We start from the raw sequence: 25,790 nt of genomic DNA on the forward strand, positions 1-25,790 counted from the left end.
AAACACAGGCAAGGTTCATATGCCCACCCAGGAAACCCTGATCCCGCTGTCCGGCTGGCGGCGCAAACTGTATATCGTCATCTACGAGGCCGACACCCGCGCCGGGCGCATTTTCGACATGGCGCTGATCGCCGCCATTCTGCTCTCCGTCGCCTGCGTGATGTTGGAAAGCGTGACGTCGATACGCCAGCGCTACGGCACGCTGCTGACCGTGCTCGACTGGCTGTTCACCCTCCTGTTCACCATCGAGTACGCGCTGCGGCTGATCTGCGTGCACAAGCCGATGCGCTACGTGAAGAGCTTCTTCGGCGTGATCGACCTGCTGTCCATCCTGCCGCTCTACCTCGGCCTGTTCATCCCGGAAAGCCGCTTCCTCGCCGACGTGCGCATCCTGCGCCTGCTCAGGATGTTCCGCATCCTCAAGCTCAGCCGCCACCTGGGAGAGGCGGCCCAGCTGCGCAAGGCGCTGATGGCCAGCCAGCGCAAGATCACCGTGTTCCTGGTGACCGTGGTGCTGCTGGTGATCGTGCTGGGCACGCTGATGTATGTGATAGAAGGCCCCGAGCACGGCTTCACCAGCATCCCGATCAGCATCTATTGGGCCATCGTCACGCTGACCACTGTAGGCTTTGGCGACATCACGCCGAAAACGCCGCTGGGACAGGCGCTGGCCAGCCTGGTTATGATCACCGGCTACGGCATCATCGCGGTGCCCACCGGCATCGTCAGCGCCGAGATCGCCCGCAGTTCCCCCCCCGAGCCTTCCGAAAACCGCTCCGCCACCCGGCTGTGCCCGCATTGTTTCAGCGAGGGGCACGATTGGGACGCCCGCCACTGCAAGCACTGCGGCGGCCAGTTGCCGCGTCCGGCCAAGGGCGAGGTCAGCTAGGCTTCGATTGCCCGCCGGTAAGCGTCCAGCGCGCGGGCGTCGAAAGCCACCAGCCTCACTTCGCGCAGGCCATGGGGCCGGCCGGACAGCCAGGCCCTCAGCTCGCCGACCGCCAAAATGCAGGCGGCTTCCAGCGGATAGCCGTAAACGCCGCAGCTGATCGCCGGAAACGCGATGCTGGCCACGCCGCGGCTGACGGCCAGCTCCAGGCTGTTGCGGTAGCAGGCCGCCAGCAATTCCGGCTCGCCCTCTCCCCCGCCCTGCCATACCGGCCCCACGGTGTGGATCACGTAGCGGGCGGGCAGCAGATAGCCATCGGTCAATCGCGCCTCGCCGGTCGGGCAGCCTCCCAGCAGGCGGCAGGCGGCCAGCAGGCCCGGGCCCGCCGCCTGATGAATCGCGCCGTCCACCCCGCCGCCGCCCAGCAGGCTGTTGTTGGCGGCATTGACGATGGCGTCCACCTCCATGCTGGTGATGTCGCCCTGAACGCATCGCAGCAAATCTTCCATATCGTCTCCTTTGCCTCACGGCCCGCGCCCGATCTCCGGCCGCCGGAAGCCGCCGGGTGGTATCATGGCCGCTGCCGCGATGGCGGGTTTCAATTCACGCGATTGTCATTTATTCGACACAACAGAGACAAATCGCCTTCGGCAAATAGCAAGCGTTTACTCTGGCTGCGGCAGTGACGCAACATGCCATTGGCAATCCTAATCGCTCCGCCGGGCAGGGAACAAGGCTGCGCCAAGCTTTGCGGCCAGCTGTGGATAACTTTGTTGATAAGCCGGTGCACAGTTGGGCTAAACCCTTGCCAAGCGCGGCTTCCACTGGTTTTTCACGCCGGGGATTGATTTTTGTAAGATATTGATTTTCTTGTGTTTTCAATCAGATATCAAACGCTACGCAGGTGGGAGGCGACCCGCGCCCCTTGAATATTTACTCCAGTGAAGCATTGTGGATCACTTGACAAGATACAATTTCCCTGATCAGAGCCAGGACGTGATCAGCGTCTCCTCCCTCAACCGCATGGCGCGGGACCTGCTGGAAGCGGGCATTCCGCCAGTGTGGATAGGCGGGGAAATTTCCAACCTGACGCTGGCCGCCTCCGGCCACGCCTACTTCTCGCTGAAGGACGGCGGCGCCCAGCTCCGCTGCGTGATGTTCCGCCACAAGCTGTCCCTGCTGCCGTTCCGGCCGCAGGAAGGCATGCAGGTGGAACTGCGCGGCCAGGTGACGCTGTACGAGGCCAGAGGCGAATTCCAGATCAACGTCGGCGAAATGCGCGCCGCCGGCCTCGGCAGGCTGTACGAGGCTTTCGAGCGGCTGAAGGCGCGGCTGCAGGCCGAGGGCCTGTTCGACAATGCCCGCAAGCGCGAGCTGCCCGCCCACCCTGCGGCCATCGGCATCGTCACCTCCCCCGCCGCCGCCGCGCTGCGCGACGTGGTCAGCACGCTGCGCCGCCGCATGCCGGGCATCCCGCTGATCCTCTACCCGGCCCAGGTGCAGGGCGAGACTTCGGCCCGGCAGATCGCCGACGCCATCCGCCAGGCCGGCGAACGCCGCGAGGTGGACGTGCTGATCGTCTGCCGCGGCGGCGGCAGCATCGAAGACTTGTGGTCGTTCAACGAGGAAATCGTCGCCCGCGCCGTCGCCGCCTGCCCGATTCCCACCGTCAGCGGCGTCGGCCACGAAACCGATTTCACCATCTGCGACTTCGTCGCCGACCGCCGCGCCCCGACGCCGACCGCCGCGGCGGAGCTGGTGTCGCCCAACCGCGAGCACCTGGCCATTCAACTGGAGCAGACCAAACGCGCGCTGGAGCGGGCGCTGGGCCGGCTGCTCACCGACAAGGCCCAGCAACTGGACTTCCTCGGCCGCCGCCTGACCCACCCCGGCGCCAGATTGCAGACCCAGCGCGAACGGCTGAACACGCTGTCGCAAACACTGAGGCAGCGCGTACACGCCGCCTTCGAGCAGGGCCGCTGGCGGCTGCAGCTGGCCGGCACCCGACTCGCCCGCCACCAACCGGATCTGGACGCAGGCAGGCAGGCGTTGCGGCAACGGCAGGACGCGCTGATCCGCGCGCGCGACCGGCTGCTGGAGCGCCGCGCCCAACGGCTGGCGCAGCTGGCCGCCACGCTGACCGCGCTCAATCCCGACGCCGTGCTGGCGCGCGGCTACGCCATCGTGCAGAAACAGGACGGCCACGCGGTCAAGAATCCGGCCGAGCTGCTGAACCACGAAAAGGTGACGCTGCGGCTGGCCGAAGGCAGCACCGAAGCCCGCATCGAACATTCCGAAGGCGCGCAAGCCCAGCTGCCGTTTTAAGACCCACTAACAAAACCTCTGATCCTGCGTTGCATCTCCCTGTCGTACGACGGGCATTGCCTGCGTCGGCGCGCCTTGGCCCAGGTTCTTTGCGAGGTTTTGTTAGCGGGTCTAAAACGCAAACCTCACGGCGCGGAGCCAGGCGCGCCATCAACGGCGCCTGGCCACGCCTCTGGTTTTACGCCGGCGCCGCCGACTATCAGCCCCATCCCGTGAAAGACGCCGCCGGCGTCTTTTTTCATTTCCGCTTCACTCTTCCAGAACGGTTTATTTCCACAGAAATAATTTGCTGATTATTTATCCAAGCGCAGCTTAAAATAATTCCCGCCTTATTTTATTTCTCCGCGCCATATCCTTATCAAATCACGCATTTTCTGATCCAGATTAATCTTTCCATATTGACGACGTCATTTTACTTTGCGATCATGCGCCGCAACAAAAACATTCAGCCGCATAACGCATTGATTTTAACAAATGTCCGCAATTGAATGGTTGCTGTTGGCCATATAAAAATAGCGCGAGAAAAAACCAAGCAATTGAAACAATGCTGATAAATAGCTGCATGAAAATCCATCAACACGAGGCATTAAACATGAAACCGAAACAAATCAATAGCGCCGCCGAATTTGAAAACCAAATCCAGCAAAGCCTGGAGCTTGCCAAAATGGTTCGATTAAATGCGGAGGAAATAGAAATGATCAGCGGCGGCGTACAGGAAAATCCGCCGCGCATGACGGGAAAAATCGTGCAGCCGTCGGCCAGGCAATAAAAGCGGCCTCCATTCCGCCCAACCGGCGGGCGAACATTCACTCAGGCGCTTCGCAAACCAATATGAACAACGACCAAACCCGGCTCTGCCCCAGCTCCACCTTCGAAGGCGATGGCAATATGGTGTTCGGCATCGTGGGCGGCAGCGCGCATCAACGCCGCGTGATCTACCTGAAGCAGATGCTGCCGGCCGCCGGGATCGATCGTTCCCGACTGGACGGCATCGCGCCGGAGGAAGTGTTCCGCACCGCCGGCCCTTGCGCCCAGACCCGTTGCGCCCATCACGACAATGCCGCCTCGCGCTGCACGCTGGCCGAGCGCGTGGTGGCCGCGGCGGACGAAGTGGTGGATCGGCTGGCCTACTGCGCGATACGTCCCCGCTGCATGTGGTGGAGCCAGCACGGCCGCGACGCCTGCGCGCGCTGTCCGCAGGTGGTATCCATCGACCGCCAGCCGGATGCAGCCATCGCCCAGGCCCGGATCCCGCCCCGGCTCGCCTCCGCCGGCAGCTGAAACCCTTCCAGCAATCGCTCAGCAAAGGAAAATCGCCATGAAGCAAAGCCAGACCCTTCAACACGCCGAGTGGGATGCCCAACTCGACCGCAGCCTGGAAATCGCCCAGCTGGTGCGCCTGAGCGCCGACGAGATCGAGTGCGTATCCGGCGGGCAGGACCACAACGGGCCGAGCACCGGCTTCGTGCCGCGCAAGCCGCCGACGACCGGCTTCGTGCCACAGCCCTGAGCCAGCCATGAAAAAGGCCGCTCCCTCTCGAGCGGCCTTGGCTTTTGCGATACGAATTCGCGTCAGGCTTGCGGGCGCAGCGCCAGCGGCAGCGCGAACACCGTGCTCTCCTCCACCCCGGGCAACTCGGTGACCTGGGTAACGTCGAACGCCTTGATGCGGTCGATCACCGCCTGCACCAGCACTTCCGGCGCGCTGGCGCCGGCGGTGACGCCGACGCGGCGCTTGCCGGCGAACCATTCCGGCTCCAGCAGGCTGGCGTTGTCGACCATATAGGCGTCCACGCCCTTCAGCGCCGCCACTTCCCGCAGACGATTGGAATTGGAGCTATTGGGCGACCCCACCACCACCACGATGTCGCACTGATCGGCCAGCAGCTTCACCGCGTCCTGGCGGTTCTGCGTCGCATAGCAGATGTCGTCCTTCTTCGGGCTGTGGATCTTGGGGAAACGCGCCTTCAGCGCGGCGATGATGTCGCGGGTCTCGTCCACCGACAGCGTGGTCTGGCTGACGTAGGACAGCGCGTCCTCGCGCTTGACCTGCAGCGTGGCGACGTCGTCTACCGTTTGCACCAGATACATGCCGGAATCCACTTGGCCCATCGTGCCTTCCACTTCCGGATGGCCGGCGTGGCCGATCATGATGATTTCCATGTCGGCCTTGTGCATCCGCTTCACTTCGACATGCACCTTGGTCACCAGCGGACAGGTGGCGTCGAACACCGTCAGCCCCAGCGCCTCGGCTTCCGCCCGCACCGTCAGCGGCACGCCGTGGGCGGAGTAGATCAGCGTGCTGCCGGGCGGCACGTCCTTCAACTCCTCGATGAACACCGCGCCCTTGTTGCGCAGGTCATCGACGACGAAGCGGTTGTGCACCACTTCGTGGCGCACGTAGATGGGCGCGCCGTACAGCTCTATTGCGCGCTCGACGATGGCGATGGCCCGGTCGACGCCGGCGCAGAAGCCGCGCGGGTTGGCGAGCATGATGGTCTTCGTCATCAGAATTTCCTCAATCGAGCCGGAACCGCGTCCCGGCAGGTGCGCGAATGGCCCGCTGCGCGGGCCATCGCCTTGCATTCACAACGGCGGCCGTCTCAGTTCGACGGTTTTTTCAGGCTGTCCAGCACCATCAGCGCCGCGCCGACGCAGATGAAGGAATCTGCCAGGTTGAACGCTGGGTAAAACCACTGGTTGTAGTAGTGGAGCATGATGAAATCGATCACGTGGCCATAAGCCAGACGGTCGATCACATTGCCCAGCGCGCCGCCCATGATGAAGGCCGCGGCCAGATTCATCATGCCGGAAAAACGCCGCTTGACGATGTTCCAACCCAGCCAGCCGGACACGGCGAAGGCCAGGATGGTGAACAGATACTTCTGCCAACCGCCGGCATCATGCAAAAAACTGAACGCCGCGCCGGGATTGTAGACCAGGGTGAAATTGAAAAAGCCCTCCACCACCGGCCGGATTTCGCCGTACTGGAAGCGGCTGTTGAAATACAGCTTGCTGATCTGGTCCAGTACGATCACCAGGGCCGCCAGCGCGAACCACTTGGGCCAGCTGCGGGCGCCGGGCATAGTCATTGCAGAATCCATCTATCGGTATCCATGGGCTGGCGGGGCCGCCTGGGCGGCCCCGGCGGACGGTCAGGCGTGCAGACGCGGCTCGCCCTTGCCGTCCAGGTTGTCGACGCAACGGCCGCAAACGGCGCCGTGTCCGGCGTGGCTGCCCACGTCAGCGCGGTAGTGCCAGCAGCGGTCGCACTTGCCGTGCGAGGACGGCGTCACGCGGATGGCCAGCTCAGCCGCCTCGCTTACCGCTACTTTGGACACGATCAACACAAACTTAAGTTCCTCGCCCAGGCTTTGCAGCTGGCGAGCCAGCTCCGCCGGCGCGGCGATTTCCAGCTCAGCCTGCAGCGAAGAGCCCAGCTTGTCGGCGCTGCGCAGCTCCTCGATTTCCTTGTTGGCGATGGCGCGCAGCTCGCGGATCGCTTGCCATTTGGCGGACAAGGCGGCCTCGCGCTCGACGGCCTGCGCCGGGAACTCATGCCAGATGTGGTACAGCGTGGACTCTTCCTCGCTGTCCACCAGCACATTCCACGCCTCGTCGGCGGTGAAGCACAGGATGGGCGCCACCATCAGCAACAGGCTGCGGGTGATGTGGTACAAGGCGGTCTGCGCGCTGCGGCGGGCATGGCTGCCGGCCTGGGTGGTGTACAGGCGGTCCTTGATCACGTCCAGGTAGAACGCGCCCAGGTCTTCCGAGCAGTAGCCGACCACTTCCTGCACCACGTGGTGGAAGGCGTAGCGGGAGTACAGCTCGCCCACCACTTTTTCCTGCACCTCGCGGGCGCGCAGCAGCGCGTACTGGTCCAGCTCCACCATCTTGTCCAGCGGCACGGTGTGCTCCAGCGGATCGAAATCCGACAGGTTGGACAGCAGGAAGCGGATGGTGTTGCGCAGGCGGCGGTAGCTTTCCGTGGTGCGCTTCAGAATCTCCTGCGACAGCGACATATCGCCGGAGTAGTCTGCGCTAGCGACCCACAGACGCAGGATATCGGCGCCCAGGGTGCCGCAGATCTCTTCCGGCGCGATGCCGTTGCCCTTGGACTTGGACATCTTGTAGCCCTTGTCGTCCACGGTGAAGCCGTGGGTCAACAACTGCTTGTACGGCGCGCGGCCGATGGTGGCGCAGCCGGTCTTCAGCGACGACTGGAACCAGCCGCGGTGCTGGTCGGAGCCTTCCAGGTACAGATCGGCCGGCCAGGCCAGCTCCGGGCGCTGCTTCAGCACCGCGAAGTGGGTGGCGCCGGAGTCGAACCACACATCCAGCGTGTCGGTCAGCTTGCGGTATTGCTCGGCCTCGTCGCCCAGCAACTCCTTGGCGTCCAGGCTGAACCAGGCTTCGATGCCCTGCTGCTCGATGCGCAGCGCCACTTCCTCCAGCAGTTGGGCCGAGCGCGGATGCAGCTCGCCCGACTCCTTGTGGATGAAGAAGGTCATCGGCACGCCCCAGTTGCGCTGGCGCGACACGCACCAGTCGGGGCTGTTCTTGATCATCGCGTCCAAACGGGCGCGGCCCCAGGCCGGGAAGAACTCGGTGGCGTCGACCGCGCGCTGGCTGATCTCGCGCAGCGTCTCGCCGCCATTGGCTTGGCGGTCCATGCTGATGAACCATTGCGGCGTGGCGCGGAAGATGATCGGCGTCTTGTGGCGCCAGCAATGCGGATAGCTGTGCTCCAGCTTGGCCTTGTGCACCAGCGTGCCTCGCGACTCCAGCGTCTCGATCACGCGAGGGTTGGCATCCCATACCAGCATGCCGGCGAACAGCTCGGTAGTGCTCTTGTAGCGGCCGTCGTCGGCCACCGGATTGGCGATCGGCAGCTTGTACTGCAAGCCGGCCTGGAAGTCTTCCAGGCCATGGGCCGGCGCGGTGTGCACCAGGCCGGTGCCGGCGTCGGTGGTGACGTGATCGCCCAGGATCACCGGCACCTGGCGGTCGTAGAACGGGTGGCGCAGCTGGATCAGCTCCAGCGCCTCGCCCTTGGCTTCGCCCAGCACCCGGTACTCTTCGACGCCGTAGCGCTTCATCGCCGACTCGACCAGGTCCTTGCCCAGGATCAGCTTGCCCTTGGGGGTTTCGATCAGCTGGTAATCCAGATTGGCGCCGGCGGCGACGGCCTGGTTGGCCGGGAGCGTCCACGGCGTGGTGGTCCAGATCACGGCCAGCGCGCCGGAAGCATCGGCGTCGAAAGCGGCGGAGGCCTTGTCGGCGTCGATCACCTTGAAGCCGACGTCGATCGCCGGCGATACCTTGTCTTCGTATTCCACTTCGGCCTCGGCCAGCGACGAGCCGCACTCGATGCACCAGTGCACCGGCTTCTCGCCCTTGGTCAGATAGCCGTTTTCATGGATCTTGCCGAGCGTGCGGACGATGTCGGCCTCGGTCTTGAAGTCCATGGTCAGATAGGGATTGTCCCAATCGCCGAGCACGCCCAGGCGAATGAAGCCCTTCTTCTGGCGCGCCACCTGCTCTTTCGCGTACTCGCGGCACAGTTCGCGGAACTTGGCGGCGGGAATGTCCTTGCCATGCAGCTTCTCGACCATCAGCTCGATCGGCAGGCCGTGGCAGTCCCAGCCAGGAACATAGGGCGCGTCGAAGCCGGCCAGCGTCTTGGAGCGGACGATGATGTCCTTCAGCACCTTGTTGACCGCGTGGCCCAGGTGAATGTCGTTGTTGGCGTACGGCGGGCCGTCATGCAGGATGAACTTGGGCCGGCCGGCGGACAGCTTGCGCAGCTTTTCGTAGCGCTTCTCTTCCTGCCAGCGCTTGACCCAGGCCGGTTCGCGTTTGGCCAGATCCCCGCGCATGGCGAAGGGTGTATCCAGCAGGTTTACGGTTTTACGATAATCGATGCTCATGCCTGCTCTCGCTGCAAACTTGTCAAATAGGTCTTGGCGCTGGCCGCGTCGCGCTCGATCTGGGCCACCAGGGTCGCCAGATCATCATAGCGCTCTTCGTCGCGCAGTTTCTTCAGGAAGCGTACCGTCAGCCGCTGGCCGTACAGATCGCCCGAGAAATCGAACAGATGCACTTCCAGCTTGTAATCCGGGGTATCGCTGACCGTCGGGTTCAGGCCCAGGCTGGCCACGCCGCCCAAGCGGCCCTGCGGCGCGTCGACCTCCACCACGAACACGCCCTTCAACGCCGGCTTCAAATGCGGCAGGTGGATGTTGGCGGTGGGAAAGCCTATCGTGCGCCCCAGCTTCTGGCCATGCATCACTTTGCCCGATATCCGGTACACGCCGCCCAGCAACGCGTTGGCCGAATCCAGATCGCCGGCGGCCAAACGCTCGCGCACCAAGGTGCTGGAAGCGCGTTCGCCCTTGACCAGCACCGACGGCATCGCCTCGGTGGCGAAATGCGGACAGGAGGCCAGCAACTCGAAATCGCCCTTGCGGCCGGAGCCGAACTGGAAGTCGTCGCCGATCAGCAAATACCGCGTGTTCAGTTCCCGCACCAGCACCTGGTCGACGAAGCCCTGCGCCGACATATTGGAAAAACTGTGGTTGAAACGGTAAACGAACACGTAATCGATCAAGCCCAGCTCTTCCAGCAACGCGAACTTGTCGCGCAAGGTCGACAAGCGCGCCGGCGGATTGGCGCGGGCGAAGAACTCGCGCGGATGCGGCTCGAAGGTCAGCAAGGCTGTCGGCAACGCGCGCGCGCGCGCTTCCGAGCGCAAACGTTCCAGCATGCGCCTGTGGCCCTGATGCACGCCATCGAAATTGCCGATGGTCAACGCGCATCCCGGCAGGGCGAAACGACGCGGATCCCCCAGAAATACCTGCATTCGCTGTCTTTACATACGTCCCGAAACCTTCGATTGTAGCCGCCGGCTAGCGATAGCGTCCAGCCATGATCTGGAGGGAAGGCAAACAAAAAGCCCCGCATGTTGCGGGGCTTTTTGGCGTTTGGCAAAAATTAGTTGCCAGACTTCTCTACCACGGACTCTTTAACAGCGTCGATGGTCACTTCCACGCGGCGATCAGACTCGATGCAAGCCTTGATTTCGGCGTTTTGCTTCTTGTTCTTCACGTATTTCGGGAACTTGGCCTTGCACTCTTCGGTCATCTTGGCTTCAGCCTTGCCCTTGCCAACAGCGGCAACCTTCTCGGCCGGAACGCCAGCGTTCACGAAGTAGTTCTTAACAGCGTCGGCGCGGTTCTGGGACAGAGCGTTGTTCAGCTTGTCGGAACCCATGAAGTCGGTGTAACCGTCGATCTCAACACCGTTCAGGTAACCCTTGCCGGCGTGGGCCTTCAGCTTGGCGACCAGCGGATCCAGTTCGTTCTTGGCGTCAGCGCGCAGAACGGACTTGTTGAAGTCGAACAGAACCTTGGCGGACAAGGTCACTTTTTCCTTCACGGAAACCAGAGCCGGCTTCGGAGCGGCGACAACCGGCTTGGCGGCTTCGCGATCGCCACATTCAACCAGACCGTCCTTGGCCTTGTCGAAGTAGGTGGTCTTCCAGCATTCGCCGTAGCTATTGCGGGTCACTGCGTCAGTGGATTGGTCAACGGCATAACCCGGTTTGGCAGCAAAAGCGCTAGCAGAAACCAACAGGGCGGCAACCAGTGCGCTCAGTTTCAGCTGTTTAGTCATGTTATTCCCTCTTTAATCTATAAAATGGGTAGCAATGCGGGCTGACGCAAAGACCACGCGAACTAAGTTGACTGCAAACATCAGGGATGGCTACATGCTGTGTTGATGCAGTTAACCCGCACTATAGGAATGCTGCAACACCATGTCAACACAGCGTCGGGCGCTTTGTCGCGTCAGCGTTGTATAAATACATCACATTTCGCTAAATTATACCCGAAGCTGTGTCTCTCATGCGACACATTACGGTCTTGTGACGCGCCGGCGAAACAGTGGCAGCGGCTGCCTGTAAGTCACTTGATAGCTATCGCTGAAGGTATTGTAATAATCACCATCATCCAGCGACTTGCCGTCCTTGACCGCGAAGGCGTCGAAACCCACTTGCCACAAGGGCCGGATCAGATCCGCCCAGACATCGCCCACCGCTCTCAGCTCGCCGGCATAATCATAGCGCTCGCGCAACAGCCTGGCGAGGCTGTAGCCCCGTCCATCGGTGAAGGCGGGAAAATCCACGGCGATCAGCGCCAGCTCGGCCAGATAGGGCTGCAGCTGCGCCGGATCGTCGTCCGGGGACAGATAGACGCCGACGCTCCCGCCGCGCGCGCGCCAGCCGTCGACATCGGCCAGCCAGCTGGCCAGCGGCACGATCACGTCCTCGGCGGGATCCGCGTCCGGCAGCTTGCCGCTCTCGTCCGGCCGCAGCAGCCGCCAGTGATCGGCCTGCAGCCGGCCATCCTTAATGAACTGGGGCATACACCCTCTCCTTGAACGGTTCGGCGCCGAGGCGGCGCAGGGTTTCGATGAAGCGCTCGCCGTTCTGCCGCCGCTCGATGTAGACCTGCATGATCTTGGAGAAAGCCACCGGCACGTCGGCCTGGGCGAAAGACGGGCCGATCACCTTGCCGATGGCGGTGTCGCTGCCCTGGCTGCCACCCAGCGTGATCTGGTACCACTCCTCGCCGTTCTTGTCGACGCCGAGAATGCCGATATTGCCGATGTGGTGATGGCCGCAGGCATTCATGCAGCCGGAGAAGTTACAGGCGATGTCGCCCAGATCATATAAATAATCCAGATCGTCGAAAGTCTTCTGGATCGCGTTGGCCACCGGGATGGAGCGCGCATTGGCCAACGAGCAGAAGTCGCCCCCCGGGCAACTGATAATGTCGGTCAGCAGGCCGATATTCGGCGTCGCCATGCGCAGTTGCCGCGCCTCGAGCCATAGCGTGTACAGATCCTTCTGCTCTACGTCCGGCAATACCAGATTCTGTTCGTGGGCTACGCGCAGCTCGCCGAAACCGAAACGTTCAGCCCAATCGGCGGCAGCTTCCATCTGCTCGGCGCTGATGTCCCCCGGCGGCGCGCCGGTCTCTTTCAGCGACAGGACCACCGAGCGGTAGCCGGACAGCCGGTGGCCGCGGGTATTGCGCTCGAACCAGCGGGCGAAGGCCTTATCCTCGGCCAGCGGACCGGACAGCTCGGCGGGGTCGTCGGCGAGCATCTTGTAAGCCGGATCGCCGAAGAAGCTGGCGTAATGGACGACATCCTCGTCGCGGAGAGTCGCCGGGCCATCCTTCAGGTGGCGCCATTCGTCCTCCACCTTGGCGGCGAAGCCTTCCCGCGTCAGCGCCTTGACCAGAATCTTGATCCGCGCCTTGTACTTGTTGTCGCGGCGGCCGAAGCGGTTGTACACCCGCAGCACCGCGTCCAGATAGGTCAGCAGATGCTGGCGCGGCAGGAACTCGCGGATCACCTCTCCCACCATCGGCGTACGGCCCAAACCGCCGCCGACGATCACCTTGAACCCCGCCTCGCCGGCCTCGTTGCGGCTGACGTGCAGGCCGATGTCGTGGACCATGGTCGCCGCGCGGTCTTCCACGCTGCCGGACACCGCGATCTTGAACTTGCGCGGCAGGAAGGTGAATTCCGGGTGCATGGTGCTCCACTGCCGGATGATCTCGCAGTAGGGGCGCGGATCGAACAGCTCGTCGTCGGCCACGCCGGCAAAAGCGTCGGTGGTTGTGTTGCGCACGCAGTTACCAGAGGTCTGGATCGCGTGCATTTCCACCGTGGACAGCTCTTCCAGGATGTCCGGCACGCTCTCCAGCGCCGGCCAGTTGAACTGGATGTTCTGCCGGGTGGTGAAATGGCCATAGCCCTTGTCGTAGCGGCGGGCAATGTCGGCCAGCTTCCGCAACTGCTCGCTGCGCAAGTGGCCGTAGGGAATCGCCACGCGCAGCATGGGCGCGTGGCGCTGGATGTAGAGGCCATTCATCAGCCGCAGCGGCCGGAACTCGTCCTCGGACAGCTCGCCTGCCAGGAAACGGCGGGTCTGGTCGCGGAACTGCACCACGCGCTCTCGCACCAGCCGATGGTCTACTTCATCGTATCGATACATGTTTGGATTCCAACGGGAATGCCGACGACTGCGGGCCGGCGGTTCAAACGGGGCGTTGCAGCGGACTGGACTTCGCGTGCAGTCCGCACTCCTTGGTTTCCGGGTTTTCCCACCACCAGCGCCCGGCGCGCACATCCTCGCCCGCGCTGATGGCGCGGGTACAGGGCGCGCAGCCTATCGACGGATAGTGCCGGTCGTGCAGCGCGTTGTACGGCACCTGATTTTCCTTCAGGTACTGCCACACCTCGGCTTCGGTCCATTCCAGCAAGGGGCTGAACTTCACCAGGCCGTTGTCGGCGTCGTACTCCCTGTCGGCCAAGTCTTGCCGGGTAGGCGACTGCTGCCGGCGCAGGCCGGTGATCCAGGCCGAACGGCCAGCCAGCGCGCGCCTCAGCGGCTCCAGCTTGCGGATCTGGCAACAGGACTTGCGCAGATCGACGCTCTGGTAGAAGCCGTTGATGCCGTGGAAGTTGACGTACTGCTCGGTGGCGGCGGTGTCGGGAAAATACACCCTGACCGGATGGCCTGGATAGCGCTCGGCCACCCGCTGCATCAGGTCGTAGGTTTCGGCCGGCAGGCGGCCGGTATCCAGACTGAAGCTTTCCAGCGGCAGATCGAGACGGGCGATCAGGTCGGTCAGCACCATGTCTTCGGCGCCGTAGCTGTTGGCCAGCACCGCGTCGGGGTGCTCGGCGGCAACGGTTTGCAGCAGGGCCGTGGTGGCGGCGAGTTTGGACTCCAGGCTCATTAAGCGCTCCGGGGATGGTTCGAGCGTATCCTAACCAAAGCGCTTATAAACCTAAAAGAATATTGTGTTAGTATTTAATGACTACAGGTTGTATAGAGGATAGATCGCCAAGATGAAGCTACAACAACTCCGCTACCTGGTCGAAGTGGCCAAGCAGGGCCTCAACGTTTCCGAGGCCGCCGAGAAGCTGCACACCTCGCAGCCCGGCATTTCCAAGCAGATCCGCCTGCTGGAGGACGAACTGGGCATCCAGGTCTTCATCCGCAACGGCAAGCGCGTGGTCTCGGTGTCCGAACCGGGCAAGGAAGTGCTGCGCATCTCGGAACGCATCCTGCGCGAGGCGCAGAACCTGAAGCGCGTCGGCGACGAGTTCTCCCGCGAGTCGGAAGGCGCGCTGACCATCGCCACCACCCACACTCAGGCCCGTTACGCGCTGCCGCAGGCCATCGCCGAATTCGTGCGCCGCTATCCCAAGGTGCGGCTGTCGCTGAAACAAGGCAGCCCGACGCAGATCTGCGACATGGTGGTGTCCGGCGAGGCCGATCTCGCCATCGCCACCGAGGGCATCGCGCTGTACAAGGAACTGGCGACGCTGCCGTGCTACGAGTGGAACCGCTCGCTGGTGGTGCCTAAAGGCCATCCGCTCACCGCGCTGGAGCGCGAAGTGACCCTGGCCGACATCGCCCAATATCCGATCGTCACCTACGATTTCGCCTTCGCCGGCCGCTCCAAGATCAACAAATCGTTCGCCGAGCAGGGCCTGACGCCCAATGTGGTGCTGACCGCGATCGATACCGACGTGATCAAGACCTATGTCTCGCTGGGCCTGGGCATAGGCATCATCGCCAGCATGGCGTTCGAGCCGGAGCGCGACCACAACCTGACCGCGATCGACGCCGGCCACCTGTTCGAGCCGTCCACTACCAAGATCGGCATCCGCAAGGACGCCTATCTGCGCGGCTTCGCCTACACCTTCATCGAGCTGTTCGCGCCGCATCTGCACCGGCGCGAGGTGGACTCGGCGCTGCTGGCCCACGACGTCGACGACGAGGAATGAGCACCCGCCGACGACAATGCCCTTGCCCTGCAAGGGTGCCTCCCTTCGCTCGCTCAAGCCTGACACACAAACGCCCCGGACCAGCCGGGGCGTTTTCTTTGGGAGGACAGGCTAGCGCTTACAGCGTCAGACCGCCGGTCACCTCGATGGCGGCGCCGTTGATGTAGCTGGCCTCGTCGGACGCCAGGAAGGCGTAGACGTTGGCGATCTCGGCCGGATCAGCCATGCGGCGCATCGGCACCTTGTCTTCCATCGCCTGCAGCACTTTTTCCGGCATCGCCTTCAGGATGGGCGTGGCGACGAATCCCGGACACACCGCGTTGGCGCGGATGCCCTTCTTGCCCAGCTCCTTGGCCCAGGTCTTGACGAAACCGATCACGCCGAACTTGGCCGCCGCGTAGTTGGTCTGGCCGAAGTTGCCGTAAACGCCGACCACCGACGACGCGTTCAGGATCACGCCGCCGCCCTGCTCCACCATGGTGTCCACCACGGCGCGGGCGCAGTTGTAGACGCCCTTCAGGTTGATGTCGATCACCTTGTCGAACTGGTCTTCGCTCATCTTGATCAGTTGCGCGTCCTGGACAATGCCTGCATTGTTGACCAGCACGTCGATGCGGCCGCAACGATTTTTCAGGTCGGCGACCATCTCGGCGATCTGGCCCTTGTCGGTGACGTCCACCTTGTAGCCGTAGGCCTCGCCGCCCAGCGCCTTCAGTTCATCGACCACGGTCTTGACCGCGTCCGGATTCAGGTCGCACACCGCAACAATGGCGCCTTCCTTGACGAACTTCTCCGCCGTCGCCTTGCCGATGCCGCTGGCCGAGCCGGTGATGATGGATACTTTCCCTTTCAAACGCATGTGATTTCCTTCTATCTCTCTGGCTTGCAGATCTCATCGGGTCGCCAGGACGGATGAGCCCGGATGTCTCCATCATCGGCCTTCCCGGCCGGGTCCCCGATTATTGTTTTGTCGCCGCGGATCGCGGATATGAAAAACGGGAGTTTGTGCACCGCAATATAGCGCACGCCCTCCCGTCGGTAAAGTTACGGCCTGTGACAGACCGTATCCGTATGACTTCTGATTACTCCAGGCCCTTGCTGGCCAGGTAATCTTCGTAGTTGCCGGTGTAGTAGTCGTAGCCGCCCTTGCCGTCCAATTCCAGCACGTGGGTGGCCAGAGAGCTGACGAACTGGCGGTCGTGCGATACGAAGATCAGGGTGCCCTTGTACTTTTCCAGCGCCATGTTCAGGGATTCGATCGATTCCATGTCCATGTGGTTGGTCGGCTCGTCCATGATCATCACGTTCGGCTTCTGCAGGATCAGCTTGCCGTACAGCATGCGGCCCTTCTCGCCGCCGGAGAGCACGCGCACCGCCTTGCCCACCTCGTCGCCGCCAAACAGCAAACGGCCCAGCGTGGCGCGGATCGCCTGCTCGTCGTCGCCCTCCTGGCCCCACTGGCGCATCCACTCGCTCAGGGTCCAGTCGCTGTCGAAGTCAGCCTCGTGATCCTGCGCGAAATAGCCGATCTGTGCCTTTTCCGCCCACTTGATGTTGCCGTAATCGGCAGCCAGGCCTTCGGCGTAGGCTTGCTCGAACGCGCCGGCCAGCAGCTTGACCAGCGAGGTTTTCCCCGCGCCGTTGGGGCCGATGATGGCTAGGCGCGCGCCGGCTTCCAGAATCAGGTTCAGATCCTTGAACAGCACCTTGCTGTCGTAGGCCTTGTTGAGGTTTTCCACCTCCACCGCCTGGCGGTGGAGCTTGAACTTGTCGTCCATCTCGAAGCGGATGAACGGGTTCTGACGGCTGGACGGCTTCACTTCCACCATCTCGGACTTCAGCTTGTCCACCTGCTTCAGGCGCGAGGTGGCCTGGCGGGCCTTGGACTTGTTGGCCGAGAAGCGGGCCACGAACTCCTGCAGTTCCTGGATGCGCTCCTTGGCCTTGCTGTTGGACGACAGCTGGCGCTCGCGGGCCTGGGCCGACGCGATCATGTAGTCGTCGTAGTTGCCCGGGTAGATGCGGATGGTGTTGTAGTCCAGATCCGCCATGTGGGTGCAGACCGAGTTCAGGAAGTGGCGGTCGTGCGAGATGATGATCATGGTGGAGTTGCGCTCGTTCAGCACATGCTCCAGCCAGCGGATGGTGTTGATGTCCAGGTTGTTGGTCGGCTCGTCCAGCAGCAGGATGTCCGGATTGGAGAACAGCGCCTGAGCCAGCAGCACGCGCAGCTTCCAGCCCGGGGCCACTTCGCTCATCGGACCGAAGTGCTGGTCGACCGGAATGCCCACGCCCATCAGCAGCTCGCCGGCGCGCGCCTCGGCGGTGTAGCCGTCGTACTCGGCGAACTTGGCCTCCAGCTCGGCCGCGTGCATGTAGTCTTCTTCAGTGGCTTCGAGGTTGGCGTAGATGGCGTCGCGTTCGCTCATCGCCGCCCACATCTCGGTGTGGCCCATCATCACCACATCGATCACGCGCTGGTCTTCGTAGCCGAACTGGTCCTGGCGCAACTTGCCCAGGCGCAGGCCGTTCTCGATGGCGACTTCGCCCGCGGTCTGCTCCAGGTCGCCACCCAGGATTTTCATGAAAGTGGACTTGCCGGAACCGTTGGCGCCGATCAGGCCGTAACGGTTGCCTTCGCCGAATTTGACGGTAACCTTCTCGAATAGAGGTTTCACGCCAAACTGCATGGTAATGTTGCTTGTGGTAATCACGCTTGAGGATCCTTCAGCCAGGGCCGTGAACCTGTTTGCGATCTTTTCGCGAGCGTCTCCCGGCCTCTTTTCGCCGGCGCATGGCTTCGCCAAACGCCCCCGGCGGGGACTGACGCCGCGGCGCAGCCATCAAACGGCCGCCGCCGGGCAAGATCTCAAACAAGTTCTAAGTATCGGAAAAACGTAGGATTCTATCACAACGGCGACCATTCCCCGAAGCCTCGCGCGGCCGCGTCTCACGAACTTTTGCCAGCCAGACGAATTCCGATACAATCGTAAACCTTGTAAATCCTTATTCCAGATAGGCAAAACTATGCTTACCGGCAGCTTGGTAGCGCTCGTAACACCGATGTCGAACGATGGGGCGGTGGATTTTGCGGCGTTGCAACGATTGGTTGAGTTCCATATCGAAAACGGCACCGCCGGCATCGTCGCCGTCGGCACCACCGGCGAATCGGCCACCCTGTCGGTGGAAGAGCACATCGCAGTGGTGAAAGCGGTGGTCGAGTACGCCAAGGGCCGGGTCAAAGTGATCGCAGGCGCCGGCGGCAACGCCACCAGCGAGGCGATCGAGCTGGGCAAGCTGTCGGCCGATGTCGGCGCCGACATGGTGCTGTCGGTGGTGCCCTACTACAACAAGCCCACCCAGGAAGGCATCTACCAGCACTTCAAGGCCATCGCCGATCAAAGCCCGCTGCCCGTCATCCTTTATAATGTTCCCGGCCGCACCGTCGCCGACATGAGCAACGACACCGCGCTGCGTCTGGCCGTCCATCCGAACATCGTCGGCCTGAAGGACGCCACCGGCGACATCGGCCGCGCTTGCGATCTGGCGCTGCGCGCGCCGGAAGGCTTCGCGCTGTATTCCGGCGACGACGCCACCGGCATGGCCTTCATGCTGTGCGGCGGCCACGGCGTGATCTCGGTCACCGCCAATATCGCGCCCAAGCAAATGAGCGAGCTTTGCCAAGCCGCCACCTCCGGCGACGCCCGCAAGGCCCGCGCCATCAACGACAAGCTGCAAGGCCTGCACAAGCAGCTGTTCGTGGAGCCCAACCCGATCCCGGCCAAGTGGGCGCTGGAGCGGATGCGACGCATCCCCGCCGGCATCCGCCTGCCGCTGACCCCGCTGAGCGCCGCCGCCCAACCTCTGGTGGACGCGGCGCTGAAACAAGCCGAAGTCATTTGATTCACCCCCGAAAGATGGGAGTAAGCATGAAACGAAGCGCGTCCGTCGCGATTCTGCTGGCAAGCGGCGTTCTGGCCGCCTGCAGCACCCAGCAACCGCTGAGCAAGCCTCTGGACTTCAAGTCCGACGCTCCGAAGTCCACCGCCAACAGCCTGGAAGTGCCGCCCGACCTGACCGCGCCGCAAGTCCAGAACAAGTACAACCTGCCTGGCGGCGCCATCGCAAGCAGCGCCGACGCCGCCGCGCCGGCAGTCGGCTCCCCCGTCGCAGTCAATCAGCTGGACAACATCAAGATGGAGCGGGCCGGCACCCAGCGCTGGCTGCTGGTCGGCAACAAGAAGGCCGGCGAGCTGTGGCCGGTGCTGAAGGCGTTCTGGCAGGAAAACGGTTTCGTGATCAAGACCGAAGACCCGGGCCTTGGCATCATGGAAACCGACTGGGCGGAAAACCGCGCCAAACTGCCTAACGACGGCCTGCGCAAGCTGCTGGAAACCGTCGGTCTCGGCAGCGTGTACTCCACCGGCGAGCGCGACAAGTTCCGCATCCGCCTGGAAAACACCCCGCAAGGCACCGAGGTCTACTTCTCGCATCGCGGCATGGAAGAGGTCTACGCCGACAACAGCAAGACCAACACCGTGTGGCAGCCGCGCGCCACCGATCCCAATCTGGAGGCCGAGCTGCTGGGCCGCTTCATGATGCGGCTGGGCATGAACGAAGAGAAGGCCCGCGACCAGGTCAAGCAGACGCTGGCCAAACCGGCCAAGCCGCAGGATCCGATCGTCGACGGCCAACTGCAGCTGTCCGACGGCTTCGACCGCGCCTGGCGCCGCGTCGGCCTGGCGCTGGACCGCGTCGGCCTGATCGTCACCGATCGCGACCGCTCGCAGGGCCTGTACTACGTGAAGCCGGCCAAGGGCGACACCGACAAGGAAGAATCCGGCGGTTTCTGGTCCAATCTGGCCTTCTGGAAGAACAAGGACGGCCAGGCGGTCAAACCGACCGCCCCCGAGTATCGGATCAAGCTGGTCGAACAGGGCGCCACCACTACCCTGCAGATCCAGGACAAGCAGGGCAAGCCGCTGTCCGACGACTTCGTCAAAGCGGCGCTCGGCAAACTGCAGACCGAGCTGCAATAACGCAACAAGCCTTGGACCAAAAAACAACAGCCCGCGAAAGCGGGCTGTTTCTTATGCGGGATTCATTTAATTGCCGTCCGATCGCCAGAAACCGCCAGATGAAATAGCGCTGCTGATTATCGATAGCAATATGTAACGCTTTGTATTCGACAGCAATAACTGTGGTTTTTCCACCAAACATTTACAAATCATCGATCCCGCGCCAAACAGCAGGCGCAAAAAAACCGGCCGAAGCCGGTTTTTTTGTGTTGCTCGCCGCTAATTACTTGGCAGCGGAAGCAGCCGGAGCGGAAGCGTCAGCAGCCGGAGCGGAAGCGGCCGGAGCGGAAGCTTCAGCAGCCGGAGCGGAAGCGGCCGGAGCGGACGCTTCAACTGCCGGAGCGGAGGCTTCAGCCGGAGCTTCTTTTTTACCGCAAGCGGACAGGGCTACGGCCAGCAGGGCAGCAACGAGGAGCGACTGTTTCATTTTTTCTTTACCTTTGAGGATAAGTTGAACAAGACGTCAGTTATCGCACGGTCTCGACAATAAGCCGGGCGACTGAAAATCCATCAGTGAGCAAATTGTATCACGAAAAAAATGGCTGTATAGAGGGCAAAAATCTAAAAAAACAACAATGCCAAGCACAGACTGACATGTGTCGGTCCAAGCATTAAAACGGGCGTTTGCCCCCTGGATTCAGCCTTCCATCGCGTTGCTCGAACGATACAAGCAAGAAAACTGTTGTTATTCTGCGACATTCGCCGAAAGATGCCAATAACCTGACAGGTAACCATCGTACAGCGCGTCCATCATATCGGCGGAATAGCGGCCCGCTTGCAGCCTCCTGCGATTGCCGAAGTGTTGCCAATCGGCAAAATCACCATCGGAAACGTCCACTTTCTCGCCGTTGCAGTAGACGCAGGCATCGCAGAACAGGATCTGGCTCTTGCGGTCCAGCTCCAGCCCCCGCTCGGCCAATGCCTCGGCGAACGCGTCTTCGTCCAACTCGTCTTCCGGCGCGTCATAGAACACATGCGCCTTGGGCTCGGTCAGATAGTGGCCGAGAAAATCGCAAACCGTATCCTTGTCCCAACGGATCTGCGACAACAGGCCGGCCACCTGCCCTATCATCTCGTCGCCTATCCTCGCCGGATCGGCCTGCCGCTTCAGGTCCGGATCGGCATAGACGCCGTCCAGGCAGACGCGGTCCTGCAGATAAACCAGGAACTGCGTCGCCAGCTCCTGCGCCGGCGGCGCGCGGAAACCGATCGAGTAGGTCATGCCCGGCTCCAGCGCCACGCCGTAGTGCGCGCAGTGCGGCGGCAGATACAGCATGTCCCCGTGCTCCAGCACGAACTCCTGCTCCGTGCGGAAGTCCTTCAGCACCCGGATCGGCGCGTCCTCGATGAAGTCGTCGTCATGCTGGGAGGAAATCTGCCAGCGCTTCTTGCCACCCACCTGCAGCAGGAACACGTCGTAGGCGTCGAAATGCGGACCGACCGTGCCGCCAGGCGGAGCATAACTGATCATCAGATCATCCAGCCTGGCATAAGGGATGAAGTTGAAACGCCACAGGATATCGTCGATGTGCGGCAGGTGATGGTTGACGCCCTGGACCAGCAGCGTCCAGTCGGTATCGGCCAGCCGGCGGAAGCGCGAGGCGCGGAACGGGCCGCGCTCAAGGTGCCACTTGTCCTTCTTGTACTCGATCAGCCGCGACTCGGCGTCGTCGCGCTGCGCCAGCTCGGACAGCACCGAAAAATCGACGTGCGGGCCGACATCGGTCAAGGCGCCGCGGATCAACAGAGGTTTCTTGTGCCAGTATTCGGCGAGGAATTGTTCGGGCGACATGCCGCCCAGCAAGTTTGTGGTATTCATCAGCTTTTACGGGCTCAGCTGCCCGTCTATGGTTTACAATACGCCAGCGGACGCGCGAACGTCCTATCTTGCGGTGGAAGGAACACCCTCGGGACCGTCCCTGTCAAGTTTTTTTACCATCCATCACGGATATTCAACTCATGCAAATCGCCAAAAACACCATCGTCACGATCCACTACGAGATGTTCGACGTCGACAATAACCTGCTCGACAAGACCGAAGAGCCGATCAGCTACCTGCACGGCGGCTACGATGGCATCTTCCCGCTGGTGGAAGAGGCGCTGGAAGGCAAAAACGTCGGCGAATCCGTCGATGTGAAGCTGACCTCCGACGACGCGTTCGGCGACCCGGAAGAAGAGCTGATCCGCGTGGAAGATCTGGAAGTGTTCCCGGCCGACGTCGAAGTCGGCATGGTATTCGAAGCTGACGATCCGGAAACCGGCGAACTGCTGCTGTTCCGCGTCACCGACATCGCCGACGGCAAAGCCGTCGTCGACGCCAACCACCCGCTGGCCGGCCAGAGCATCCGCTTCTCCGCCAAGGTAGTGGAAGTGCGCGCCGCCAGCGCTGACGAAGTCAGCCATGGCCACGCCCACGGCGAACACGGCCACCACCACTGATCGGCAAGCGGCGATTCATCGCCCTGTCTGAAAAAGCGGCCTCCGGGCCGCTTTTTATTTGCCCTCAGTGCCCGCTCCGGGCAAAGCGCCAGAATCCGACCACAAGCACTCCGCCCGCGATCGCCGCGCGCAGCCAATATTCGGCGAACACGCCGCGGTGTCCCAGCAGCCAGGCCAGGGCGCCGGCCAGCAACACCAGCAGAATCAACTCGGCCGTGCGGGCAATGTCGCGCGGCCAGCCATCCGACCAGGCGAAACGCAGCGCCAGCCTCATCGCTCCCCAGCCCAGCAGCGCGCCCACCGTCAGATCCAGCGGCCAGTGCACGCCGATAGCGATCCTGGACAACATCACCAGCCCGGCCAGCGGCAGCCAGGCCGCCGCCCTGCCCCAGCCTATGCCGCGCCAGGCGAAAGTGGCCAGCGCTGCCGAAGCCATCGCGTGCCCGGACGGGAAAGAGCCGTTGCCAGGCAAGCGGTCCAGCAAATCCACCATGCCCTGCGGCAACACCTGCGGCGGCCTGGGCACGGCGAAGCCCGCTTTCAACAGCACCGCCAGCGCGATGGCAGCCGCGCCGCCGGCGATCAGCGCCGGCAAGCGCCGCGGCTCGCGCCAGCACATGGCCAGCATCAGCGCCAATGCGGTCGGCCAATCGCCGAACACGCTGAAAAAGCGCCACAGCGGCGCCGGCAGATGATGCAGCAGCGGATGCAGGAACAAAAACAACTGGCGGTTGGCCTGCGGCCAGGCCGCCAGCGCCGCGCTCAATACCGCCAGCAGGACGGCCGGCCAGAATCGACGAAGCCCGGCCATCGCTCAGTCCGCCTTGCGCCCGACGGTGATGCGGTCCTGGCCGGCCAGATCGCGCATGGTTTCCACCTGGCTCAAGCCGGCGGCGGAAAACAGCCCCCTCACCGCCTCGCCCTGGTCGTAGCCGTGCTCGACCATCAGCCAGCCGCCGCCGGCCAGCCTGGCCGGCGCGCCGGCGGCGATCTCGCGCAGGCAGGCCAGGCCATCGGCTTCGTCGGTCAACGCGCCGCGCGGCTCGAAGCGCAGGTCGCCTTCGGCCAGATGATGGTCGTCGCGCTCAATATACGGCGGATTGGACACGATCAAATCGAAGCGAGCGCCGGCGTCCAGCGGATCGAACCAGCTGCCCAGCCGAAAATCGACCCGGGCGGCCAGCGCGTCGGCATTGCCGCGCGCGACGGTCAGCGCGTCGGCGGAGACATCCACCGCGCCCACAACCCAGTCCGGCGCTTCCAGCGCCAGCGTGACGGCGATGATGCCGCTGCCGGTGCCCAGGTCCACCGCCCGCGCCGGAGCGGCCGGATCGACGCGGGACAGCGCCTGCTCGATCAGATGCTCAGTCTCAGGCCGCGGAATCAGCACTCCCGGACGGACCTGGAAATCGCGGCCGTAGAATTCGCGCGCGCCGAGCAGATAGGCCATCGGCTCGCCGGCCAGGCGGCGCGCGGCCAGCGCGTCGAAGGCGGATGCGGCCCCGTCCGGCAGTTCGCGCTCGGGATGGCCGATGATGGCGGCGTGGGTCAAGCCGGGCCAGGCGTGCGTCAGCAGCATCCGGGACTCCAGCCTGGGCAGGGGGTGGCGCCGCAGCGCCTGTTCTATGGTCGGCATGGTTCTATTACAGCAGGAACAGGGTGGCCAGCCCCAGGAAAATCAGAAAGCCGCCGGAATCGGTGCAGGCGGTGATCAATACGCTGGAGCCCAGCGCCGGGTCCTTGCCCAGCTTCTGCATCAGCGTCGGGATCATCACCCCCATGGTGGCGGCCAGCATCAGGTTCAGCGTCATCGCCGCCAGCATCACCAGACCCAGCGACACGCTGCCGTACAGCAGCCAAGCCACCGCGCCGATGACGCTGCCCCAGGCCATGCCGTTGATCACGCTGACGCCCAGCTCCTTCCGCCACAGCCGGCCGGCCTGGCCGACCTGCATCTGGCCCATGGCCAGCGCGCGCACGATCATGGTGATGGTCTGGTTGCCGGAATTGCCGCCTATGCCGGCGACAATGGGCATCAAGGCCGCCAGCGCCACCAACTGGGCGATGGAATGTTCGAAGGCGCCGATCACGCGGGAGGCGAAGAAGGCGGTGCAGAGGTTGATCGCCAGCCAGGACCAGCGGTTCCTCACCGAATCCATCACCGGCGCGAACAGGTCTTCCTCTTCCTTCAGGCCCGCCAGGTTCAGCATTTCGCTGTCGGACTCCTCGCGGATCACGTCCACCATCGCGTCCACGGTCAGCCGGCCCAACAGCGCGCCGCGCTCGTCGACCACCGGCGCGCTGACCAGATCATAGCGCTCGAAGGCCTGAGCGGCGTCCACCGCCGGCTCGTCCGGATGAAAGCTGACCACCTCGGTGGCCATCGCCTCCGCCACCAGCGTGTCCGGATCAGACACCAGCAGCTTGCGCACTGACAGCACGCCCTTGAGCAGGCCGGCGTCGTCGGTGACGAAGATCTTGTCGGTCTGGCCGGGCAGATCGTCGAAACGGCGCAGGTAGCGCAGCACTACTTCGCAGCTGACGTCGGCGCGGATTTTCACCAGCTCGAAATCCATCAGCGCGCCGACGCGGTCGTCGTCGTAGGACAGCACCGCCTGCAATTGGCCGCGCTCTTCCTCGTCCAGCCGGCCCATCGCCTCGTACACCACCTGGCGCGGCAGGTCCGGCGCCAGCTCGGCCAGTTCATCGGCGTCCAGTTCGTCCAGCGCCGCCACCAGCTCGTCGGGCTCCATCACCTCGATCAGCGACTCGCGCACCGCGTCGGACACTTCCAGCAGCACCGCGCCGTCGCGCGAGGGATCGGTCAGGTCCCAGGCCAGCAGCCGGTCTTCCAGCGGCAGCGCCTCGAGCACGTGGGCGATGTCGGCCGGGTGCAGTTGGGACAGTTTCTGTCCCAGTTCCAGCAGATTGTGTCGCGGCGCCTGCGGATCGGCGGCGGCTTCGGCCGCGTCCTGACGCGTAGCAAGATGTTCAAGCTGGCGCTGGCGCTCGATCAGGCGCTGCACCAGGCCCAGGCTTTCCTGCAGACGATCGGCGGATTGTTGCTTGTAGGCAACCGTCATGCACGTCTCCTTCCGCCCACTGGGCGCGCGAAGGGGGCCGACGGTGTGAGGCGGGATTTTATAGAGTGATACGGGATTCGATTAAGGGATAACTGGGTAAGT

Annotated in this window: 24 protein-coding genes; 9 read left to right on the forward strand and 15 right to left on the reverse strand. The window is 63.1% G+C overall.

What is annotated here, in order from left to right; translation table 11 throughout:
• Positions 1–19 precede the first annotated feature (19 nt).
• Entirely contained in the window at positions 20–889 is an 870-nt protein-coding gene (locus tag VA599_RS03025; RefSeq protein ID WP_346787642.1) for an ion transporter, read from the forward strand.
• Here VA599_RS03025 and VA599_RS03030 read toward each other — a convergent pair.
• Entirely contained in the window at positions 886–1,398 is a 513-nt protein-coding gene (locus VA599_RS03030; protein ID WP_346787643.1) for an O-acetyl-ADP-ribose deacetylase, read from the reverse strand. The genes VA599_RS03025 and VA599_RS03030 overlap by 4 nt on opposite strands.
• A 451-nt stretch (positions 1,399–1,849) precedes the next feature.
• Between VA599_RS03030 and xseA the strand changes: the two genes are divergently transcribed.
• From xseA to VA599_RS03050, 4 genes are all read left to right on the forward strand, one after another.
• Positions 1,850–3,214, forward strand: a complete 1,365-nt coding sequence (gene xseA, locus VA599_RS03035; protein ID WP_346787644.1) for an exodeoxyribonuclease VII large subunit — start codon at positions 1,850–1,852, stop codon at positions 3,212–3,214.
• Between the two features lie 592 nt (positions 3,215–3,806).
• The gene (locus tag VA599_RS03040) at positions 3,807–3,983 is read left to right on the forward strand and encodes a hypothetical protein (RefSeq protein ID WP_158677715.1); all 177 of its coding nucleotides are present in this window, start codon (positions 3,807–3,809) and stop codon (positions 3,981–3,983) included.
• 62 nt (positions 3,984–4,045) lie between these two features.
• Positions 4,046–4,495 carry a hypothetical protein gene (locus tag VA599_RS03045; RefSeq protein WP_346194716.1) on the forward strand — a complete coding sequence of 150 codons (450 nt, stop codon included), beginning with the start codon at positions 4,046–4,048 and terminating at the stop codon, positions 4,493–4,495.
• 37 nt (positions 4,496–4,532) lie between these two features.
• Complete coding sequence (locus VA599_RS03050; protein WP_346787645.1) at positions 4,533–4,724, forward strand: hypothetical protein; 192 nt, start codon at positions 4,533–4,535, stop codon at positions 4,722–4,724.
• Positions 4,725–4,786: 62 nt separating this feature from the next.
• Here the strand turns inward: VA599_RS03050 and ispH are convergent, their stop codons facing one another.
• From ispH to VA599_RS03090, 8 genes are all read right to left on the reverse strand, one after another.
• Positions 4,787–5,722, reverse strand: a complete 936-nt coding sequence (gene ispH / locus VA599_RS03055; RefSeq protein WP_046158181.1) for a 4-hydroxy-3-methylbut-2-enyl diphosphate reductase — start codon at positions 5,720–5,722, stop codon at positions 4,787–4,789.
• 95 nt (positions 5,723–5,817) lie between these two features.
• Positions 5,818–6,300, reverse strand: a complete 483-nt coding sequence (gene lspA, locus VA599_RS03060; RefSeq protein ID WP_021479003.1) for a signal peptidase II — start codon at positions 6,298–6,300, stop codon at positions 5,818–5,820.
• Positions 6,301–6,369: 69 nt separating this feature from the next.
• Positions 6,370–9,147, reverse strand: a complete 2,778-nt coding sequence (gene ileS / locus VA599_RS03065; RefSeq protein WP_021479004.1) for an isoleucine--tRNA ligase — start codon at positions 9,145–9,147, stop codon at positions 6,370–6,372.
• The gene (locus VA599_RS03070; protein ID WP_021479005.1) at positions 9,144–10,079 is read right to left on the reverse strand and encodes a bifunctional riboflavin kinase/FAD synthetase; all 936 of its coding nucleotides are present in this window, start codon (positions 10,077–10,079) and stop codon (positions 9,144–9,146) included. The genes ileS and VA599_RS03070 overlap by 4 nt, the downstream gene beginning before the upstream one ends.
• Positions 10,080–10,210: 131 nt before the next feature.
• Entirely contained in the window at positions 10,211–10,891 is a 681-nt protein-coding gene (locus tag VA599_RS03075) for an OmpA family protein (protein WP_021479006.1), read from the reverse strand.
• Positions 10,892–11,131: 240 nt separating this feature from the next.
• Complete coding sequence (locus tag VA599_RS03080; protein ID WP_021479007.1) at positions 11,132–11,641, reverse strand: DUF934 domain-containing protein; 510 nt, start codon at positions 11,639–11,641, stop codon at positions 11,132–11,134.
• A complete protein-coding gene (locus tag VA599_RS03085; protein WP_346787647.1) occupies positions 11,625–13,283 on the reverse strand; it encodes a nitrite/sulfite reductase in 1,659 nt (552 codons plus the stop codon). The genes VA599_RS03080 and VA599_RS03085 overlap by 17 nt, the downstream gene beginning before the upstream one ends.
• Positions 13,284–13,326: 43 nt before the next feature.
• Positions 13,327–14,031, reverse strand: a complete 705-nt coding sequence (locus VA599_RS03090) for a phosphoadenylyl-sulfate reductase (RefSeq protein ID WP_346787648.1) — start codon at positions 14,029–14,031, stop codon at positions 13,327–13,329.
• Between the two features lie 112 nt (positions 14,032–14,143).
• On the opposite strand from VA599_RS03090, the gene cysB reads away from it, so the two are divergent.
• Complete coding sequence (cysB, locus tag VA599_RS03095; protein ID WP_021479010.1) at positions 14,144–15,088, forward strand: HTH-type transcriptional regulator CysB; 945 nt, start codon at positions 14,144–14,146, stop codon at positions 15,086–15,088.
• Positions 15,089–15,206: 118 nt separating this feature from the next.
• Here cysB and fabG read toward each other — a convergent pair whose 3' ends face one another.
• Both fabG and VA599_RS03105 read right to left on the reverse strand, forming a co-directional pair.
• Complete coding sequence (gene fabG / locus VA599_RS03100) at positions 15,207–15,947, reverse strand: 3-oxoacyl-ACP reductase FabG (RefSeq protein ID WP_011137123.1); 741 nt, start codon at positions 15,945–15,947, stop codon at positions 15,207–15,209.
• Positions 15,948–16,170: 223 nt separating this feature from the next.
• Positions 16,171–17,802 carry an ABC-F family ATPase gene (locus VA599_RS03105; RefSeq protein ID WP_221664637.1) on the reverse strand — a complete coding sequence of 544 codons (1,632 nt, stop codon included), beginning with the start codon at positions 17,800–17,802 and terminating at the stop codon, positions 16,171–16,173.
• Positions 17,803–18,115: 313 nt separating this feature from the next.
• Here VA599_RS03105 and dapA point away from each other — a divergent pair, with 313 nt between their 5' ends.
• Together dapA and bamC are read left to right on the forward strand one after the other, a co-directional pair.
• Positions 18,116–18,991, forward strand: a complete 876-nt coding sequence (dapA, locus tag VA599_RS03110; RefSeq protein ID WP_346787649.1) for a 4-hydroxy-tetrahydrodipicolinate synthase — start codon at positions 18,116–18,118, stop codon at positions 18,989–18,991.
• Between the two features lie 26 nt (positions 18,992–19,017).
• Positions 19,018–20,127, forward strand: coding sequence for an NlpB/DapX family lipoprotein (bamC, locus tag VA599_RS03115; RefSeq protein ID WP_021479013.1), 1,110 nt, complete (start codon positions 19,018–19,020; stop codon positions 20,125–20,127).
• A 724-nt stretch (positions 20,128–20,851) separates the two neighbouring features.
• On the opposite strand, the gene VA599_RS03120 is transcribed toward bamC, so the two are convergent.
• A complete protein-coding gene (locus VA599_RS03120) occupies positions 20,852–21,985 on the reverse strand; it encodes a ribosomal protein uL16 3-hydroxylase (protein ID WP_346787650.1) in 1,134 nt (377 codons plus the stop codon).
• Positions 21,986–22,125: 140 nt separating this feature from the next.
• Here VA599_RS03120 and VA599_RS03125 point away from each other — a divergent pair, with 140 nt between their 5' ends.
• A complete protein-coding gene (locus VA599_RS03125; protein ID WP_021479015.1) occupies positions 22,126–22,605 on the forward strand; it encodes an FKBP-type peptidyl-prolyl cis-trans isomerase in 480 nt (159 codons plus the stop codon).
• Between the two features lie 64 nt (positions 22,606–22,669).
• On the opposite strand, the gene VA599_RS03130 is transcribed toward VA599_RS03125, so the two are convergent.
• From VA599_RS03130 to mgtE, 3 genes are read right to left on the reverse strand one after another with little or no spacing between them, the layout of a single operon-like run.
• Positions 22,670–23,416 carry a phosphatase PAP2 family protein gene (locus VA599_RS03130; protein WP_346787651.1) on the reverse strand — a complete coding sequence of 249 codons (747 nt, stop codon included), beginning with the start codon at positions 23,414–23,416 and terminating at the stop codon, positions 22,670–22,672.
• Between the two features lie 3 nt (positions 23,417–23,419).
• Positions 23,420–24,241 carry a peptide chain release factor N(5)-glutamine methyltransferase gene (gene prmC, locus VA599_RS03135; protein ID WP_021479017.1) on the reverse strand — a complete coding sequence of 274 codons (822 nt, stop codon included), beginning with the start codon at positions 24,239–24,241 and terminating at the stop codon, positions 23,420–23,422.
• Between the two features lie 7 nt (positions 24,242–24,248).
• Positions 24,249–25,688: a magnesium transporter gene (gene mgtE / locus VA599_RS03140; protein ID WP_021479018.1), complete on the reverse strand. Its 1,440-nt coding sequence runs from the start codon at positions 25,686–25,688 to the stop codon at positions 24,249–24,251.
• Positions 25,689–25,790: the final 102 nt, after the last annotated feature.

The organism is Chromobacterium indicum, from assembly GCF_039708975.1.
Lineage (GTDB): Bacteria > Pseudomonadota > Gammaproteobacteria > Burkholderiales > Chromobacteriaceae > Chromobacterium > Chromobacterium piscinae.